Below are 19,241 nucleotides of genomic sequence, written 5' to 3'. Positions count from 1 at the left end.
ACAAGATATTTTTATCTATTTCTTCAAACTCTGATAAATCAGTTCCTGAATATTTTCACGGATATCCAAATCGCCCAGTTTCGTATTCCAAGCATTCGGACAAAGACTGTTACTAAGGAATACATATACCAACCCGTTCTCCGGATCGGCCCAAGCGCATGTTCCGGTAGAACCTGTATGTCCATAAACCGTTGCCGGCGTAGACAGCGAACAAGGACTGCGCAATGCAACCGAAGCGTCAGGACGGTCAAAGCCCAAACCACGACGACTGTACTTCGACGTCTCGGTAGTAAACAGACGACAAGTTTGTTCGTTCAAGAAGCGCTTTCCGTTCCATTCTCCACCATTCAACAGCATTTGGAAAACAATAGCCACCTCACCGGCTGTCGAAAACAATCCGGCATTGCCCGACACACCACCCATACAGGCTGCTGTCTTATCATAAACGTATCCGCACAAATCCTGCCGGCATAAGAAATCATTGAAGGCAGTCGGCATTACTTCCGACTTATCATAACGCGACAATGGCAAATACATTGTACGCTGCAACCCCATCGGAGCATAAAACTCTTTTGCCACATACAGATTCAGCGGCAATTGTGTTATTGATTCCACCACCTGTTGCAACAGGATTCCAGCCAGACTACTGTACACCGAACGCCTGCCTATCAGATCACTTTTGGCAATCATTTGCAACATAGTATTCTTAAAACTTTTGTTCAGCCACAGTCCATCAGCCACCTGCAATGTATGTGAAGACGTCCGCGAAGACGATATCAACCCCTTCTTAAACTTAAAATCTGTACAAAAATAGCTGTGCTCGCTGACCCGTGTCCGATGCCACTGGTCTGCCCAACTTTGGGCATATGGTCCGTGTACAGAACGCGGATCGATCGTTTCAATGTAGAAACGTAAATGAGGTGCCAATCCAGCTTCGTGAAACAACAAGTCACGAATCGTAATGTTGCGTTTATTACTGCCGCGCAAAAAAGGAAGATAAGAAGATACTTTAGCATCCAGTTTCAATCGTCCTTCCTCATACAACTTCATCACCGCCAACACAGTAGACATAGGCATAGTCAATGCACCCAAATCGAACATATCAGTCTGCCGAACCGAAGTCGTGTCCTGCAAAGAATGCGTTCCGAAACCTCTGTCATAAATAGTCTGGCCATTTTTCCAGACCAGAATCCGGCACCCTGGATATACACCTTTTTTCAGCCCGTCTATGGCCACTTTATCTATCTGCTGCAAAACGTACGACTTCATTCCGATATCTTCGGGTAACATCCGTACCGGTTTCATTCCCGTTGCAATACTGCATCCTGCTCCCACCGGAAAAGACCGGCCTATATTGACAAACAGACGCCCCGTTGCCGAATCCTTCGCAAACAAAACATCGGCTACATACTGCTGCAAATCAGATTCTTGAGAATGAGCCAACACTAACGCACTGGACCTTGCCAAAGCCTGCTCCAACGCATATGTTGACTGAAAAGGAGCAAAGAACGCATAGACCAACGGAGCTTGTACTTCCAGGCTTTCCAGAAAGTTCTGCACTTCAGGGCCCAATATCTGTAAACCCTGTCCTGTGATACTGACAATCATACGACGAAACGGCTGCAACTCTAACCTTACCGATTCACACGCCGCCGCATCAGCATCGGCAGCCAACTGATAACGGACAATTCCAGCACTCTCCTTCAATCTTTCCACAAAAGCCGAGTCTTTTCCTGCTTCGCCAATACTAAGCACCGCAATATCTCCTTCAACCGGGGCCAAAGGTAAAACTCCAAAATAGTTGCTGACCACCGTCACCGCAGCCCGACGCAAATCGGCAGCCAATGCCTGTGCCGATTCTGTATTAATACGATAGCTGATACCACTGACCTGCAAATTCGGCTGTCTTCCACGTAAACCCAACATATATTTACGTGCCAACACTTTTCGGCAGCGTTCCTCCAACTCATCTTCTGGCAGTTCGCCCGACTGCAATGCTTTCACCAATTCATCATGTTCGCGCAAAGCATTTCCGTAAGACACAACCATACCTTCCAGAAAACGTTCGCCTTCCAGTTCTGCTGGCAAGATATCACCAAACATCCCCAGTTCATGAAACTCACGTAAGGCTTCAGTACGATACTTCTGCATCAGTATTGTATCTGTCATGCATTGCAAAGCTGCCTCATTAGGGAACACAGGGACTCCCGAAAGACGATCCGACAGGCGTCTTCCCCGTGTCGTAATCAACAAGGGGAGTTCAGATCCGCCCTGTGCCAGATTGGTCAGAATAGCCTGTTCTTCCGGAGTACCTCCATCGAATACCAATCCACCGATTTTGTATTTTCTAACCAACGTACGGACCATCTTTTTATTCTGGCGGCTTGCCTCAGCCGGCAACGTAGCCACCAGTAATTGTCCGATCTTCTCGTTCCGTGTTAACCGGGAAAAAACTGAATCGACCCACTGTCTGCAAGCCTCATCTTTTGTTGCGACCTGTGTATATTCCACACTTCGTGCTGACACAGGCTGTACAAAAATTCCCGATAACAATAGAACAGCCTCTAACAAATATATCTGAATCTTCTTTTTCATCATCTACACATCCTCACTCTTTAAGGAAAAAGATTATTCCGCTTGTAGTGTCAACTTCATCTTACCAACATAAACACCGCTCTTGCCAACATGCATAATAGGAACATCTTTTCCGTCAGCATTCTGATAGATCGCAGGATGTTCCATATTGGTATGGGTATGGCCACCCAAAATCACATCAATATTACGTGTCTTGGCTACAAGGTTGTTGTCATATTCTTCCGAGTCAGCAGCTCCCGGCTGAATACCCAAATGCGAAAGACAGATAACCACGTCGCAATGCTCTTTGTTCTTCAACAGATCAGCCATCTCCTGAGCTGTAGCCACAGGATCTTTATAGACCACACCTTCGCACTTGTCAGCTTGAACCAAACCCTCCAGTTTCGGACTGATGCCGAATACTCCTATTTTCAATCCACTACGTTCGAGAACAACGTAAGGTTTCACAATACCTTCAAGAACAGTACCTGTCATGTCATAATTAGCACAAACAACCGGGAAATTGGCCATACGAAACAAGCGCGCCATATTATCCATGCCAAAATCAAACTCATGATTACCGATGGTCATAGCGTCATACTTCATCAGATTCATAGACTTTATCTCAACTTCCCCTTTAAACAAATTATAATAAGGTGTACCTTGCGAGATATCACCGCAATCGAAAAGCAATACATCAGGATGCTCATTACGGAATTCTTTCACAAATGTAGCCCGACGCACTACTCCACCCATACCGGCAGCCGGATCGGCTGTATGCGGGGGAATAGGTTCAATACGACTATGCGTATCGCTAGTCTGAAGAATAAACAACTCTTTCTGTTGTGCCGAGACAACAACGGCCATACAAACCAACAGCAGGCCGACAATATAAAAACGTTTCATACGACTCATCAAAACTTTAAAGATTGAACAACTGAAAAATCATACTCAGACATCATTTTACGACAATCCGACCTTCCATACGTGACGTAATCACTTTCCCGGCAGCCGTCTGTTTCTCTACATACTGCATAAAAAGGTCACGCAAACGTGCCCCATCGGGACATTCCCGTTTTTCAGCCTGTATCAATGCTGTCATACCATCATTTCCCTCTGCCAGATAATCAATTGTTGCGATCGTATACAGTTTCTCATCCTCTACTGAACAGCCACTTATCGTGCCCTTCAACAACTTTCCATCAGACGTGATTTCCAGATTTATACCACTAACACCTTCTCCACCACGGGCTGCAATATTTTCAAACAGTTGCTTTAAATAGGTCCCCTTTATCGTAAGTACACAAAGCGCGTTTTCGAAAGGCAGTATCTCATAAATCTCAGCACAACTAATAGGTCCTTCTGTCAGCACACTGCGTAAACCACCTATATTGACAAGACCCATATCTGCCGGTTTACCCAAAACCGGTACCGCCGATTCGCGTAACACATCGGCTACTAGATTCGACAAAAGATCTTCCGGACGTTTACGGTCCATCGACACATCTGCCGTACCTACGACCCGATACATAATACTATCCACCGTAGCCTTATAAGGAGCAAGCAACGCCTGCGCATCCGCATCGGAACGAGCATCCCACGAAGAATCAATTGCCACCCTTTCCCCCTCAACCTTTATTACCTCGTAAGCAGAGTGACACGACATTAAAAAGAAGACAGTACCCAGCACCGTCCCTGAAAGAAGATTCAAATAATTCTTTTTCATCTGCATTTGTTTTACTGAAAATCCGCTAAACGGACACATACTTATTTTTTTCTTTATTGCCACAAAGATACTTTTTCTTGACGAACAACAAGTATTGCAAAAGGAAAAATAAACAAGGCAAAAACTTATTTTAAAAAACCGGGACACGCCACCGGAAAAACTACAGGAAAAGAATACCGTCCTCTCCAAACTTAGAGAAAAGACACTTCAAACAAAAATAAGCCGAAAACATTTGTGTATCTGACAAATAATTCGTTCCTTTGCACCGCTTTCGCGCAATCGCTGTCAGGACACACCGAGAGAAGCCTGGTATGTTGCGTTGTAACGATCAAACAATTTAATAATAAAAACAATGGATTTAATTAAAATTGCAGAAGAAGCATTTGCTACCGGCAAGCAACACCCGAGCTTCAAGGCAGGTGACACAGTAACAGTAGCATATCGTATCATCGAAGGTAACAAGGAACGTGTACAGCTGTACCGTGGTGTTGTTATCAAGATTTCCGGTCATGGCGAAAAGATGCGTTTCACTGTACGCAAAATGTCAGGTACCGTAGGTGTAGAGCGTATCTTCCCGATTGAATCACCGGCTATCGACAGCATCGAAGTAAACAAAGTGGGTAAAGTACGTCGTGCCAAATTGTATTACTTGCGTGCCCTCACTGGTAAGAAAGCAAGAATCAAAGAAAAAAGAGCTAACGGCTAATCATTTTGAACCGCTATCGAACAAGAGTGTATCCGCAACGATACACTCTTTTTTGTTTCCACACTTATCAGCCACATATCATAACTTAAGCTACACAAGTAAAACCTAGACGCTTTAAGCCTGATTGTCCACAAAAATCTGCGCAATTCAATAAAAAAAGAAAAGAGCATGTTATTTTCCAATAAACACACCCTTCTCTTCGTTCTAATAGTTTCTTATAAATCGAATCTGCTTATTTTACATCTTTCAGTTCCCAACCCAATGCACTGGCACCCAGCACAGCTGCATCTGCATCTTTGAGTTCCGAAATAAGCAATTTCGTTTTTCCTTTATAGATATTAAGTACATTTTCATCAATAGCTTTCTGAACAGGCTTGATGATATAGTCACCAGATTTAGCCAATCCGCCAAACAGTACAATCGCTTCCGGACTGGAGAAAGCAATAAAGTCGGCCAATGCCTCGCCTAAGAGTGTTCCTGTAAACTCGAAAATATCCTGAGCCAGTTTATCACCCTTTACAGCTGCATCGTACACGTCCTTCGAAGTGATATTCTCAGCTGGGATAGAACGAAGCAAACTAGGTTCGGTACGTGCAGTAAGGAACTCGCGTGCCGTACGTGCCACACCCGTAGCCGAACAGTATGTTTCCAGACAGCCACGACGTCCGCATCCACAAACACGGCCATTCTCACGGCGAATAATGGTATGTCCCAACTCACCGGCAAAACCATCGTGGCCATATACCATCTGACCATTGACCACAATTCCACTACCAACGCCTGTACCCAATGTTATCATGATGAAATCTTTCATTCCGCGCGCAGCACCATATGTCATTTCACCGATAGCAGCAGCATTGGCATCATTGGTCAGTGCCGTAGGAATCCCCAAACGTTCTTCGAACATATTAGCCAATGGAATTACACCTTTCCAAGGCAAATTTGGAGCAAATTCAATTGTACCGCTATAATAATTGCCGTTAGGAGCACCAATACCGATACCCTTTATTCTTTCCACACCACCGTTGGCTATAATCAACGGCAACAGGTGTTTGCATACTTCGTCCACATAATCGTTGACATCAGCATACGCTCCTGTTTTAATAGAACTTGTAGCCACAATCGTTCCACGCGCGTCAACAATACCGAAAACTGTATTTGTCCCACCTATATCAATACCTACTACGTAGGGCTTCTCCATGGTTGAATTCATGATATTAATTGTTTTTAAAGGGTTAGTTGTTAAAATGTTTATGTTTACAAAAGTCACAAAGAAAAACGACACTACAAAATCTTTTTTTAAAAAAATTCAGCCGATTTGCAACTTTTCGCAACACTTGTGCGTCTAATAGTAAAAATTAATAAGAGCAAACATTAAATCAAGAGAGTCGTGATACTACTAAAAGACATCAATAAGACCTACAACAATGGCGCGCCACTGCATGTACTCAAAGGCATAAACCTGCACATCGAGAAAGGAGAATTTGTATCCATTATGGGTGCTTCAGGATCTGGAAAATCCACCTTACTTAATATATTAGGTATATTGGACAACTACGATACAGGTGAATATTATCTGAATGGTACCCTTATCAAGAATCTGAGTGAGACGCGTGCCGCCGAGTATCGTAACCGTATGATTGGTTTCATTTTCCAGTCATTCAACCTTATTTCTTTCAAGAATGCAGTCGAGAACGTAGCCCTTCCCCTCTTCTATCAGGGAGTGAGCCGGAAGAAACGCAACGCCCTGGCATTGGAATACCTTGACCGTCTGGGACTGAAAGACTGGGCCAACCACATGCCCAACGAAATGTCAGGTGGTCAGAAACAGCGTGTAGCCATTGCCCGCGCTCTTATCACCCGCCCGCAAATCATTCTGGCCGATGAGCCGACCGGTGCTCTCGACAGCAAGACTTCAGTCGAAGTGATGCAGATTCTGAAAGATCTTCATCAGACAGGCATGACGATCGTTGTCGTGACCCACGAAAGCGGCGTTGCCAACCAGACAGACAAGATTATCCACATTAAGGACGGCATCATAGGCACCATCGAAGAGAATTTAAATCACGATGCTTCTCCGTTCGGGAAAAATGGATTTATGAAATGACATCTTCTATCTTCTAAAAAAGACAAATATGATTGACCTTTGGCAAGAAATATACGGCACCCTGAAGCGCAACAAACTCCGCACTTTCCTGACAGGATTCGCCGTGGCATGGGGCATCTTTATGCTCATCGTCCTCCTGGGAGCAGGCAACGGCCTCATCCATGCCTTCGAACAGAATTCGTCCGAGCGGGCGCTCAACTCTATCCGCATCTTTCCTGGTTGGACCACTCTGTCGTATGACGGACTGAAAGAAGGACGACGCATTGAGTTAGACAACCGAGACCTAGCAGACACCGAGACACAATTCCCCGAAAACGTGACCAGCGTGGGTGCCACTGTACGCCAGAGCAGCCTCAACATCAGTTTCGGCAAAGAATATGTCAATTTATCATTGCTGGGAGTACACCCCAACTACACCGAAATTGAAGCTATCAAAACTGCAGAAGGACGCTTTATCAACGTCACCGACTTGAAAGAACGACGTAAGGTCATTGTCCTCCATAAGAAATCTGCTGATATTCTTTTTGGTAAGACACATACCAATCCTATTGGTCAGTTTGTCAATGCCAGCGGTGTGGTCTATCAGGTTGTAGGGCTTTACAACGATCAGGGCAATAGTGAGCCCAGCGAAGCCTACATCCCCTTCAGCACCTTACAAACCATCTACAACAAAGGGAATAAATTGAACAACATCCTACTGACTACCGATGGCCTGACTTCCATCGAAAGCAACGAAGCCTTCGAACAAGAATATCGCCGTGTAATCGGTGCGAACCACCGCTTCTCGCCCGACGACACCAGCGCTATCTGGATATGGAACCGCTTCACCGACTACCTGCGTACCATGAATGCCATGGGCATCCTACGCACAGCCATTTGGGTGATTGGTATCTTCACTCTGTTGAGTGGTATTGTAGGTGTGTCGAACATCATGCTCATCACCGTACGCGAACGAACCCACGAGTTTGGCATCCGTAAGGCACTGGGCGCCAAACCGGCCTCTATCCTGTGGCTCATCATCATCGAAAGTATTACCATCACTACCTTGTTCGGCTACATCGGCATGGTGGCAGGAATCGGAGTGACGGAGTGGATGGACAACACATTCGGAAACCAGACAATGGATGCCAGCATGTTCCAGGCCAAAATGTTCAGCGACCCTACGGTGGATCTGCGCATCGCCATACAAGCCACACTGACGCTGGTCATTGCCGGTACGCTGGCCGGATTCTTCCCCGCCCGAAAGGCTACGAAGATTAAACCGATTGAGGCGTTGAGGGCGGATTAAAGGAAAGCCTCACCCCTCAAGCCCCTCTCCCAAGGAGAGGGGAGAAAAAGACATAGAATTTAAAAATAGAGATTAATATATAATATGGTATAATACATTCATCATAAAGTATCGCCTCCTACTCCCCTCTCCTTGGGAGAGGGGCCGGGGGTGAGGTTTCTTATTCATTATGAAAATAGACAAAGACACTTGCGAGGAAATCCTCGTCACCATCACCCGTAACAAGACGCGAAGCCTGCTGACAGCTTTCGGCGTATTTTGGGGTATCTTCATGCTTGTGGCTCTCATAGGAGGTGGGCAAGGCATGGAACAGGAATTGCGAAAACAATTCGAAGGATTTGCCACCAATTCTGGTTTTATTTTCGCCCAACCGACAGGCGAAGCATACAAAGGCTTCCGCAAAGGACGAAGCTGGGATCTGGAAATGGCCGATGTCGAACGAATTGGTAAGTTGAGCAAGATAGAGATTGCTACTCCTTCAGTGGCCCAATGGGGCAAGACTGCCATCTACGAAGGTAACAAATACGATTGCAGCGTCAAAGGTCTCTATCCGGACTACGAACAGATAGAGCATCAGGAGATTGCTTATGGACGGTTCATCAACGACGTGGACATCCGTGAAGCGCGCAAAGTATGTGTGATTGGCAAACGTGTCTACGAAAGTCTCTTCCCCAAAGGAGATGACCCCTGCGGAAAATACATACAGGTAGACAGTATCTACTATCGGGTAATAGGCATGTGCTCGTCCGAGGGCAATGTCAACATCCAGGGACAGGCTTCCGAAGCCGTCACCCTGCCTTACACTACGATGCGAAAGATGTACAACCTAGGCAATACCGTAGAACTGATCTGTTTCACCATGAAACCAGGTGTAAAGGTGGCCGACGTGGAAGAGCAGGTGAAACAGACCGTCAAAGCAGCCCACTACATCTCGCCCGACGACAAACAGGCTGTGATGATGCTCAACGTCGAAGCCATGTTCTCCATGATGGATGCCCTGATGACGGGTGTGCATATCCTGATCTGGATGGTGGGCCTGGGTACCCTTTTCGCCGGCGCTATCGGCGTGTCGAACATCATGATGGTGACCGTACGCGAACGTACCACCGAAATAGGCATCCGCCGTGCCATCGGTGCCCGTCCGCGCGACATCCTGCAACAGATTCTCTCCGAAAGCATGGTGCTGACTACTGTAGCGGGCATGGCTGGCATCTCGCTAGCCGTACTGGTGCTGCAGGTTCTTGAGGCAGCTGCCAATCCGCAAGGAGTCATCGAGACGCACTACCAGGTCAGCTTCGGCATGGCCGTCGGCACCTGTATCCTGCTCATCGCTCTTGGCGTACTGGCAGGGCTGGCACCAGCCTACCGTGCCATGGCCATCAAACCGATAGAGGCAATACGCGACGAATAGTAACTCGAACGGCTTTGAAATCCGCATTTCAATGCCGTTCGAACGAGCATTCCAACGACTTTCGAACGACTATTCGAGACTCCTTCGAACGATCGCTCGAAAACCAATCACCCAACATAAGAATATAAACTAACAACAAACATCAAATATGAAAGCAAAAAAGATTCTGAAAAGCGCATTGCTGGTTATCGTTGCCGGCATCTTCATCTGGACCTTCGTATTCCTTTACCAGAAGTCGAAACCAGAAGTCACCGTATACGAAACAGTCCGTCCTGCTGTGGCCGACCTGGAAAAGACTACCGTCGTCACCGGTAAGATAGAACCACGGGACGAGGTCCTCATCAAGCCCCAGATTTCGGGTATCATCGAAGAAGTCTACAAAGAAGCCGGACAGAAGATAAAGAAGGGCGAAGTGATAGCCAAGGTAAAAGTCATCCCCGAACTGGGCACACTGAATGCTGCCGAAAGCCGCGTCCGCTTGGCCGAAATCAACGGACGACAGGCCGAAACCGACTTTGCCCGCTTAGAGAAACTTTACAAGGACAAACTGATCAGTGCCGAAGAATATGAGAAAGGCGAAGTCACCGTCCGCCAGGCACGCGAAGAACTGCAAGCCGCCAAGGACAACCTGCAGATTGTAAAAGAGGGAATCACCCAAAACAGTGCCTCCTTCTCCAGCACCCTGATACGCTCTACTATCGAAGGACTTATCCTGGACGTACCCGTCAAGGTAGGTAACTCCGTCATCATGAGTAATACCTTCAACGACGGAACCACCATCGCCACCGTGGCCGACATGAACGACCTCATCTTCCGTGGCAATATCGACGAAACCGAAGTGGGCCGTGTCAGCGAAGGCATGCCGGTGAAAATCACTATCGGTGCCTTGCAGGACCTCACTTTCCAAGCCAAGCTGGAGTACATCGCCCCCAAGTCGACCGAAGCCAACGGTGCCAATCAGTTCGAAATCAAGGCAGCCGTTACTGTGCCCGACACAGTGGTTATCCGCTCAGGCTATTCGGCCAACGGTGAAATCGTACTCGAACGTGCCAGCCAGGTACTCGCTATTCCCGAAGGCTGCGTCGAATTCAAGGACGACAGTACCTTTGTCTATGTACTGACCGACAGCGTACCACAGCAGCAGTTCCGTCGTCAGCCCATCGAAGTAGGTATGAGCGACGGCATAAAGATAGCCGTCAAGAAAGGCATCACTACCAACGACCTGATACGCAATGCCAACAAAAACGATGAAGAAGAAAATTAACCACTAACCTAACCATCCGAGACAATTCTTATGAAACGATTACTCACCATAGCCTGCATAGCCTGTGCTGCCACCGGCTTGCAGGCACAAGACACTTGGTCGTTGCGCCGCTGCATTGAATACGCCATCGAGCACAACATCAACATCAGGCAAAGCGAAAACGCCGCCCGCCAAAGCGAAGTAGAAGTAAATACAGCCAAATGGGCACGACTGCCCAGCGTGAACGGTAGCGCCAACCAAAGCTGGAACTGGGGACGTACGCAAACCGCCGTGCCCGACGAAAGCACCGGCGACTACTCTACCGTATACGTCAACACCAGCAGCAACGGTACCAACATGTCACTCAGTGCCAGCGTTCCCCTGTTCACCGGATTGCAGATTCCGCACCAGTACGCACTGGCCAAACTGAATCTGAAAGCCGCCACTGCTGACCTGGAGAAAGCCAAAGAAGACATCTCCATCAACGTGGCATCGTACTATCTGCAAGTATTATTCAACAAAGAACTGCATCAGGTAGCCTTAGGACAGGTAGCCCTGAGCAAAGAACAGCTGCAACGCATCAGCCGCCTGGCCGAAGTGGGAAAAGCCTCGCCGGCCGAAGTGGCCGAAGCCAAAGCACGTGTGGCACAAGACGAAATGACTGCCGTACAGACCAACAACGACTATCAGCTGGCCCTGCTCGACCTCAGCCAGCTCATCGAACTGGAAACGCCCGAAGGCTTCGCACTGGAAGAACCTTCCGTCCAGCTGGAAATAACTCCGCTGACGCCTCCTGACGAAATCTACCAGAATGCCGTAGTCAACAAGCCCGCCATACAGGCAGCCCAGTATCGTCTGGAAGGCAGCCGTCACAGCATCCGCATCGCACAGAGCGGTTTCTATCCGCAAATCAACCTGAACGGAAGCCTGGGCACTAGTTACTACTCGACCATCAACCGTACGTTTAACCAGCAGATGGGTGACAACTTCAGCAAGTACATCGGCCTCAGCCTGAGCGTACCCATATTCAACCGGCTGAGCACCCGCAACCGGGTACGCACGGCCCGCCTGCAACGCGAAAGCTATGCCCTGCAACTGGACAATGCCAAGAAGACCCTCTACAAGGAGATTCAACAGGCTTGGTACAACGCTACCGCTTCCGAAAGCAAATACACCAGCAGTTGTGCCGCCACTGAAGCCAGCCAGGCTTCCTTCCAGCTGATGAACGAGAAGTACATCAACGGTAAGGCAACAGCCGTCGAGTATAACGAAGCCAAACAAAACCTGATGAAAGCCCAAAGCGACGAACTGCAAGCCAAGTACGACTATCTGTTCCGCACCAAGATTCTGGACTTCTATCAAGGCATACCGATAGAATGACGTAAAATAGTCGTATCTTTGTGCCCGAAAAGGATTTAGACGAGACTATAAGCATAAAGATATGAACAAAAAACATGTAAAAGTAGCAGCAGCCTCCATACTGCTGCTATTTCTGTTGGTTGCCACAGTGGCCTTCCTGAGCCGCGGAAGCTTGTTACGACACGTAGCCGGCAAACACATGGCCCGTTTAGAGCAACGCTACGGACTCGACATCGGCTATGAAAAGCTGCACATGAAAGGGCTCCGGACCATCGCTGTCGAGGGGCTGACCGTTGTTCCCGCAGGACGCGATACACTGTTGTCCCTGCAGTCACTCGATGTACGCATCGGACTGTGGGCACTACTTGGAGGCAATATCAATGTCCGTCACGTCGGTATGGACGAACTCTCACTCCGCTTCATCAAGCAAGATGGCAAAGCCAACTACGATTTTCTGTTCCTTCCCTCCTCGAAAGACTCCCAACCCGAAGTACCTAAAGCAGAGAGAAACTACGCCCGCCGCGTCAATACCCTGCTCGACCTGCTTTTCGGTCTGCTTCCGGGCAACGGCGAACTGAACAACCTTCATATCTACGAACGAAACGACAGCAACTTTGTTGCTTTCCACATCCCTCAATTGCACATTTCCGACCGACGCTTCCAGTCTCAAATGCTCATTCAGGAAGACAGTCTCAGGCAACAGTGGAACATCAGTGGCGAACTGAATCCGTCGGACCGCCGCCTGCATGCCACGCTCACTGCTCCCCAACTCACCGTCCCCTACATCCGCCGACGTTTTGGAGCCGAGGTACAGTTTGACAGCCTTACGTGCCGTCTGTCGCAAGAGAAAAGCGACAACAGCCTTGCTTGCCTTGTAGGAGAAGCCGAAGTGCGCGGCTTGCACGTCTATCACAAGCGTCTGTCCACCGATAAGATCAACCTTGACCACGGCCAACTTCGCTTCCACGTCGATGTGGCACCGCAATCCGTCGAGCTGGACAGTGCCAGTCTGGTACGCTTCAATGCACTCATCTTTCACCCCTACATGCGGATAGAACACCCGCAACAATCGGGAGCGGAGCCAACATGGCACTTCACTGCATCCGTCGACAAGCCCTGGTTTCCGGCCGAAGAACTGTTCAGCTCGCTTCCCAAGGGATTGTTCGAGAACCTGGAAGGCATCCGCACCGAAGGCGAACTGGCTTATCATTTTCTGCTCGATGTAGACTTTGTCCAACTGGACAGCCTCCGCCTTGAATCGGAACTGAAAAGCAGAAATTTCCGCATCCGCCAATTCGGACACACTCCGCTGAACAAGATGAGCGACGAATTTGAATACACGGCCTACGAAGACGGCCGTCCTGTCCGCACCTTCCCTGTAGGGCCGTCGTGGGAGCACTTCACTCCCCTTGCCGAAGTGCCGGACCTGTTGCAGATGTCCGTCATGCAAAGCGAAGACGGTGCCTTCTTCTATCATCACGGATTCCTGCCCGACGCACTGCGCGAAGCCCTGATACACGACCTCAAAGTACGCAAGTTTGCACGGGGAGGCAGCACCATCTCGATGCAACTGGTCAAGAACGTCTTCCTGACCCGCAACAAGAACATAGCCCGCAAGCTGGAAGAAGCACTCATAGTCTGGCTGATCGAAGGGCAACACCTCACGTCCAAAGAGCGCATGTACGAGGTATATCTGAACATTGCCGAATGGGGTCCTCTGATTTATGGTATTCACGAAGCAGCCGACTTCTACTTCGACAAACGGCCTTCACAGCTCTCGCTGGAAGAGTGTATCTTCCTGGCATCCATCATCCCCAAGCCCAAGCATTACAAGAGTTCTTTCACTCCCGACGGGCGTCTGCGCGACAGCCAGGAAGGCTACTTCCGCCTCATCGCCGAACGGCTGGCTAAGAAAGGACTCATCAGTGAGGAACAGGCCGCAAAAGTGGACATAGCCAATGTCACACTGCGCGGTGCAGCTCTTGCAAGTTTCCATGCACAGGCTGAGGAAGGGGAAGAAGAAATGGAAAGTGAATCAAAAGAATTGTGAAGCCAGTGTGAGACTTCACCTTTCACCACATTCCACTGATAATCAACAGTTAGAAGCCGGTGAAAGCGTGAAAGGAGAGAAAAACATCTGTCTTCAGACAGTGTTGTTTCCGGCTACAGCCTTCACCCTTTCACCTTTCTTTTCCCCTAACAGCTGTTACAAAGAGGGACTTTACAACCGCCAAGTGGCACATGGCGAACACAAACATCTACTTCAGCACCGGAAACTACCTACAGCCGTTGTGAGCCACACTTGCACGGCTCGCGAGAAACACTTGCACGGCTCACGAACGACACAAGTGTGGCTCACGAGCAACACAAGCGTTGCTCGAAGCCCCTCTGTATCAGTGTCTAAAATTAAATAAAATGAGAATTACACACAAGAAAAAGTAACTGACAAAAACTGACAATCGTCATAATCAGCAAGTTACAGAGTCATTGTCACGCTTTTGTAACGCTTCATACATTTTCTGAAAGCATTCTTCATCACTTGCATTCTGGTAACAAAAACTTCACTCTACGTAACATCGTCAGCAAAAATCGTACATTTCACGCCCTTTTTCGTATGGAGTTGGACGAAGCACGGTCGTTCTGTTCCTTTCTCGAAGGCTCTCTTGAAGGGCGGTGAGCCGGGGCCTTATCCTTGTCTTTTTTAGGGCGAATGACTTTCACCGGAGCCTTTTCGGGTTTGGGTTTCGGACGACTCGGTGCTTTCCAGTCGGGAGCTTTTGACGAACCGGGACGCAAGCGGATGCTTCCAAAGTCCGAACGGCGGCTGGAATGATAGTGCTTACCATCGCGGATGCGAAAATTGCCCGCGTAAAACGCATGATGGTAACGTCCTTTATAATAACTCACATGGTTGTGACGAGGGCGAGCATGTGCACCGCAATACGTCTTATAGTGTGGAGGACACGGATAATAGAAATGCTTATGGTTGGTGTAAGTCAGATAAATGCGGAAATTCCAACGTCCGCCCGATACATAAACAGGACGGAAGAAATGGGCTGCCTGAATGAAGTGGCCGTACTGGCTACGGTTGAGCACCCAGTGCAAGTCGTCGTTGCGGATGTCCAGACAATCGTAATAGCGGTTCAATGCCCACTCTTCGCCACGAAGCACATTGTCCATCAACGAACCGATGTTCGCGATAAAGTCGTAGTTGATTTCGTACACATCGTTATACTGCGCTTTGCTCAGCTTCAGTTCGTAAGCCATTTTGTCCGTCAGGAAACGGGCTTCAAGACGCACACGGCTGCTGCTCATCGCAGCACTACACAAAACAGTACTTGCCAGAACGGTACAAAACAGGATGATAAATCGTTTCATGGTTCCCTCCTTTTTTAAAGTATTGATTTCTTCATGTTACTATCGGCAAGGATTCCGGCTCCGTTCTCTCTACTCTCTAGTGCGAAGCCTGTCAAACGCCGGCCATTTCCGCTCCGGTGCCTTGCTCATGGCACAAAAATAGGGAGAGAAAATTCCCCTCCCTCGTCACATACTCTATTCCCTGGTAGGGAAATCCCTATTCTTTTGCCAGCACAATGCCGTCGTCCTGCAGCACCACCAGGCGTTTCTTGTACAAGTCGCCCACTGCCTTCTTGAACGTTTTCTTGCTGACGCCGAACATCGCATATATCTCTTCGGCCGGCGTCTTGTCGTTCAGCGGCGTGCGTCCGCCGTTGCTGCGGATATGTTCGAGCAGCGTCTTTGCAAAGTCGTCCACCTTGCCTGCACCGGGCTTCTGAAGCATCAGGTCTATCTTGCCGTCGTCGCGCACCTGCTTCACGTATGCCTTCAGGCGCATACCGGTATGCAGCGGCTGAAATATCTCGCTGTCGTAGAGCAATCCTCCGAAACGATTCTCGATAATGGCCTTGAAACCCAAGTCGGTCTTCTGCCAGATCAGCACTTCCACTTCCTGTCCCGGCACATAGTCGGCTTTTTCCTTCGACAAATAACGGTCTACCTTAGCCGAAGCCACAATCCGGAAACTTTCTTCGTCCAGATGAACGTGAACGACATAACGCTTGCCCACCTGCATTTTCATCTTCTGCTCACTGAAAGGCACAAACAGGTCCTTCATCAAGCCCCAGTTCAGAAAAGCTCCATACTGATTGACCCAGGCTACCTCCAGACAAGCAAACTGGCCTACTTGCACCAGCGGTTGCTGCGTAGTGGCCACCAGACGTTCTTCGTTGTCCAGATAGATAAAGACGTCCAGTTCGTCGCCTACCTTGCAATCTTGCGGCACGTAGCGTTTGGGCAGAAGAATCTCACCCTCTATATCATCGTCGAGATACATGCCGAAATCCACCTGCTTCACGACCTTCAGTCTGTTGAATTTTCCTAATTCGATGCTCATAATCTTCTACTTTTCGGGCAAAGATAATGGAAACAGCAGGCAGAACAAAATCGGGAAGCTCATTTTTAGGCCGAACAGACAAAATACCCCCCCATACTCCCCACCTAAAACCTGCCGGCGAATGTAAACTGAATATAATTATAACTTTTCAATCTAAAAGATAACTTTCTTCTATGAACAAGTCTATGCTAATTTTATTATCTTTGTGGCGAGAAATATAAAAAGAGACCTTTATATTCACTTTTAAATAATAAAGATTATGGAATTTCTAACTAACGAGAAACTGACCATCGTCGGCGCAGCCGGTATGATTGGTTCGAACATGGCTCAAACTGCCATCATGATGGGCTTGACTAACAACATCTGCTTGTACGACCCGTACGCTCCCGGTCTGGAAGGTGTTGCTGAGGAACTGTTCCACTGCGGTTTCGAAGGTGTAAACATCACTTTCACTTCCGATATCAAGGAAGCTTTGACTGGTGCTAAATATATCGTAAACTCTGGTGGTGCTGCCCGTAAGGCTGGTATGACTCGTGAAGACCTGCTGAAAGGCAATGCTGCTATCGCTGAAGAATTCGGTAAGAATGTTAAGACATACTGCCCCGACGTAAAACATATCGTTGTTATCTTCAACCCGGCCGACATCACCGGTCTGATCACTCTGTTGTACTCTGGTTTGAAACCGGGTCAGGTAACTACACTTGCCGCTCTCGACTCTACTCGTCTGCGCAGCGAATTGGCTAAACACTTCGGCATCTCTATGGACGCTGTTGAAAACTGCCGTACATACGGTGGCCACGGCGAACAGATGGCCGTATTCGCTTCTACAGCTAAAGTAAACGGTAAGGCTTTGACCGACATCATCGGTACTGACGCTCTGACTAAAGAACAATGGGCTGAAATCCAGCAGAAGGTAACCAAAGGTGGTGCCAACATCATCAACCTCCGCGGACGTTCTTCATTCCAAAGCCCGGCATACGTTTCTATCGAAATGATCGGTGCTGCTATGGGTGGTAAAGCATTCCGTTGGCCTGCAGGTACATACGTATCAAACGATAAGTATGACCACATCATGATGGCTTGGGAAACTTCTATCGACACTGAAGGCTGCCACTGCGCTGCTTTGAGCGGAACTGCCGAAGAACAAGCTGCTTTGGACAAGAGCTACGAACACTTGTGCGCTCTGCGTGACGAAGTAATCGCAATGGGTGTTCTGCCTACTATCGACCAATGGCACAGCATCAACCCGAACATCGACTGATAAGCTGATGAAAACTATCATAAGAAGGGCCGCCCACAAGCGGCCCTTTTTTATATAGCCACCCATAAGACAAGACTATAGAAGTAGTAATTCTTAATATACATTAAAAGTACGACAAGCTCTCCGATTCGTTCATCATAACCCATATATTTGTATCTGACAATATTAACCCGACAAACAAATATGAAAAAACTATTACTCTGCCTCGCTTTACCTCTATTTCTATTGACAATGAGCGTTCCTGCCTTTGCAAAAGACAAGACAGGAAAAGGAGAAAAAGTTATCGAAAACAAGCTTTACAGCATCACCCTCCCCAGCGACTGGGAACCAGGCAGTCTTCAGAAAAAAGACGGCACTCCCTACGAGCGCAATGCCGGCCCTTATCACCTATACATATTCCAATGGAACTCACCTAAAAAAGGAAAGTTCTTCGATGGATACGGCATCTTCCTACAAAGCTACGAACGACGGGACGGAAAGGCAGTCACAATGGCCGATATGGAAAAAGAAATTCAACGGAACAACAGTATCTCCGGAGTAAGTGATGTAAAACGGAGTGAACAAAAGGCAAAGCCGGGACAAAAACAGATACTTATCACCCGTAAAGGACAAAATTATAGTGAAGATAAAGGCTGGGTTTATATCCAAGAACGCATATACTACTTAATATACCCCGACGGACAACGGATGCACTTACTCAAACTATTTGTCACTGAGGATTTTTATCAACGGCAGTCCAATGCTGAAAAACTGATTCAAAAGATTTTTGCTTCATTCCGCGTAAAAGGAACTCCCCCCTCCCAATAAGATACAAACTCTACATCCGTATTTCCTTTAACACAATACTTTTAATAAAGGAAGGCATCTTTTTTACACATTTTCCCGCTAAAAATTTGCAGTATCAAAAAAAAGGCTTACCTTTGCACCCGCAATCGAAAGATAAGCAATGGTGTCATAGCTCAGTTGGTAGAGCAAAGGACTGAAAATCCTTGTGTCCCCGGTTCGATTCCTGGTGACACCACTTTTTTTTAATAAGGTATCGGAATGTAGCGCAGTTGGTAGCGCACTACGTTCGGGACGTAGGGGTCGGGCGTTCGAGTCGCCTCATTCCGACACAAAAAAGAAGGTGTGTCAAAAAGCACACCTTCTTTT

15 protein-coding genes and 2 tRNA genes are annotated in these 19,241 nt (G+C 47.9%); 11 read left to right on the top strand and 6 right to left on the bottom strand.

Annotated features, from left to right (window positions below):
* Positions 1-15: 15 nt before the first annotated feature.
* The 3 genes from BQ5591_RS05325 to BQ5591_RS05315 form a co-directional block, all read right to left on the bottom strand.
* Positions 16-2,367 carry a serine hydrolase domain-containing protein gene (locus tag BQ5591_RS05325; protein ID WP_394331796.1) on the bottom strand — a complete coding sequence of 784 codons (2,352 nt, stop codon included), beginning with the start codon at positions 2,365-2,367 and terminating at the stop codon, positions 16-18.
* 261 nt (positions 2,368-2,628) lie between these two features.
* The gene (locus BQ5591_RS05320; RefSeq protein WP_071148679.1) at positions 2,629-3,480 is read right to left on the bottom strand and encodes a bifunctional metallophosphatase/5'-nucleotidase; all 852 of its coding nucleotides are present in this window, start codon (positions 3,478-3,480) and stop codon (positions 2,629-2,631) included.
* A 52-nt stretch (positions 3,481-3,532) separates the two neighbouring features.
* Positions 3,533-4,300, bottom strand: a complete 768-nt coding sequence (locus BQ5591_RS05315; protein ID WP_071149340.1) for a 5'-nucleotidase C-terminal domain-containing protein — start codon at positions 4,298-4,300, stop codon at positions 3,533-3,535.
* Between the two features lie 352 nt (positions 4,301-4,652).
* Between BQ5591_RS05315 and rplS the strand changes: the two genes are divergently transcribed.
* On the top strand, positions 4,653-5,006 hold the full coding sequence (rplS, locus tag BQ5591_RS05310) for a 50S ribosomal protein L19 (RefSeq protein ID WP_071148678.1): 354 nt from the start codon (positions 4,653-4,655) through the stop codon (positions 5,004-5,006).
* 232 nt (positions 5,007-5,238) lie between these two features.
* On the opposite strand, the gene BQ5591_RS05305 is transcribed toward rplS, so the two are convergent.
* Positions 5,239-6,219, bottom strand: a complete 981-nt coding sequence (locus BQ5591_RS05305) for an ROK family protein (protein WP_071148677.1) — start codon at positions 6,217-6,219, stop codon at positions 5,239-5,241.
* Between the two features lie 177 nt (positions 6,220-6,396).
* On the opposite strand from BQ5591_RS05305, the gene BQ5591_RS05300 reads away from it, so the two are divergent.
* The 6 genes from BQ5591_RS05300 to BQ5591_RS05275 all read left to right on the top strand — a co-directional run bounded on the left by BQ5591_RS05300 (position 6,397) and on the right by BQ5591_RS05275 (position 14,464).
* Positions 6,397-7,113 carry an ABC transporter ATP-binding protein gene (locus BQ5591_RS05300; protein WP_022162853.1) on the top strand — a complete coding sequence of 239 codons (717 nt, stop codon included), beginning with the start codon at positions 6,397-6,399 and terminating at the stop codon, positions 7,111-7,113.
* Positions 7,114-7,141: 28 nt separating this feature from the next.
* Entirely contained in the window at positions 7,142-8,401 is a 1,260-nt protein-coding gene (locus tag BQ5591_RS05295) for an ABC transporter permease (RefSeq protein ID WP_071148676.1), read from the top strand.
* 169 nt (positions 8,402-8,570) lie between these two features.
* On the top strand, positions 8,571-9,812 hold the full coding sequence (locus tag BQ5591_RS05290) for an ABC transporter permease (RefSeq protein ID WP_071148675.1): 1,242 nt from the start codon (positions 8,571-8,573) through the stop codon (positions 9,810-9,812).
* A 148-nt stretch (positions 9,813-9,960) separates the two neighbouring features.
* Entirely contained in the window at positions 9,961-11,076 is a 1,116-nt protein-coding gene (locus BQ5591_RS05285) for an efflux RND transporter periplasmic adaptor subunit (protein WP_022162856.1), read from the top strand.
* Positions 11,077-11,106: 30 nt separating this feature from the next.
* Entirely contained in the window at positions 11,107-12,435 is a 1,329-nt protein-coding gene (locus BQ5591_RS05280; RefSeq protein WP_071148674.1) for a TolC family protein, read from the top strand.
* Positions 12,436-12,496: 61 nt separating this feature from the next.
* Positions 12,497-14,464 carry a biosynthetic peptidoglycan transglycosylase gene (locus BQ5591_RS05275; protein WP_071148673.1) on the top strand — a complete coding sequence of 656 codons (1,968 nt, stop codon included), beginning with the start codon at positions 12,497-12,499 and terminating at the stop codon, positions 14,462-14,464.
* Between the two features lie 548 nt (positions 14,465-15,012).
* On the opposite strand, the gene BQ5591_RS05270 is transcribed toward BQ5591_RS05275, so the two are convergent.
* A complete protein-coding gene (locus tag BQ5591_RS05270; protein WP_022162859.1) occupies positions 15,013-15,792 on the bottom strand; it encodes a hypothetical protein in 780 nt (259 codons plus the stop codon).
* 196 nt (positions 15,793-15,988) lie between these two features.
* Positions 15,989-16,828 (bottom strand): CvfB family protein, encoded by an 840-nt coding sequence (locus tag BQ5591_RS05265; protein WP_022162860.1) that lies wholly within the window; start codon positions 16,826-16,828, stop codon positions 15,989-15,991.
* Between the two features lie 259 nt (positions 16,829-17,087).
* On the opposite strand from BQ5591_RS05265, the gene BQ5591_RS05260 reads away from it, so the two are divergent.
* The 4 genes from BQ5591_RS05260 to BQ5591_RS05245 all read left to right on the top strand — a co-directional run bounded on the left by BQ5591_RS05260 (position 17,088) and on the right by BQ5591_RS05245 (position 19,202).
* Positions 17,088-18,089, top strand: a complete 1,002-nt coding sequence (locus tag BQ5591_RS05260; RefSeq protein ID WP_022162861.1) for a malate dehydrogenase — start codon at positions 17,088-17,090, stop codon at positions 18,087-18,089.
* Between the two features lie 183 nt (positions 18,090-18,272).
* Positions 18,273-18,896 carry a hypothetical protein gene (locus BQ5591_RS05255; protein WP_159434433.1) on the top strand — a complete coding sequence of 208 codons (624 nt, stop codon included), beginning with the start codon at positions 18,273-18,275 and terminating at the stop codon, positions 18,894-18,896.
* Positions 18,897-19,037: 141 nt separating this feature from the next.
* Positions 19,038-19,110: transfer RNA gene (locus tag BQ5591_RS05250), tRNA-Phe, on the top strand.
* 19 nt (positions 19,111-19,129) lie between these two features.
* Positions 19,130-19,202, top strand: a tRNA-Pro gene (locus BQ5591_RS05245).
* Positions 19,203-19,241: the final 39 nt, after the last annotated feature.

The sequence above is a fragment of the Bacteroides ndongoniae genome, from assembly GCF_900108345.1.
Taxonomy (GTDB): Bacteria; Bacteroidota; Bacteroidia; order Bacteroidales; family Bacteroidaceae; genus Bacteroides; species Bacteroides ndongoniae.
This window is presented reverse-complemented; position numbering and strand designations above follow the sequence as displayed.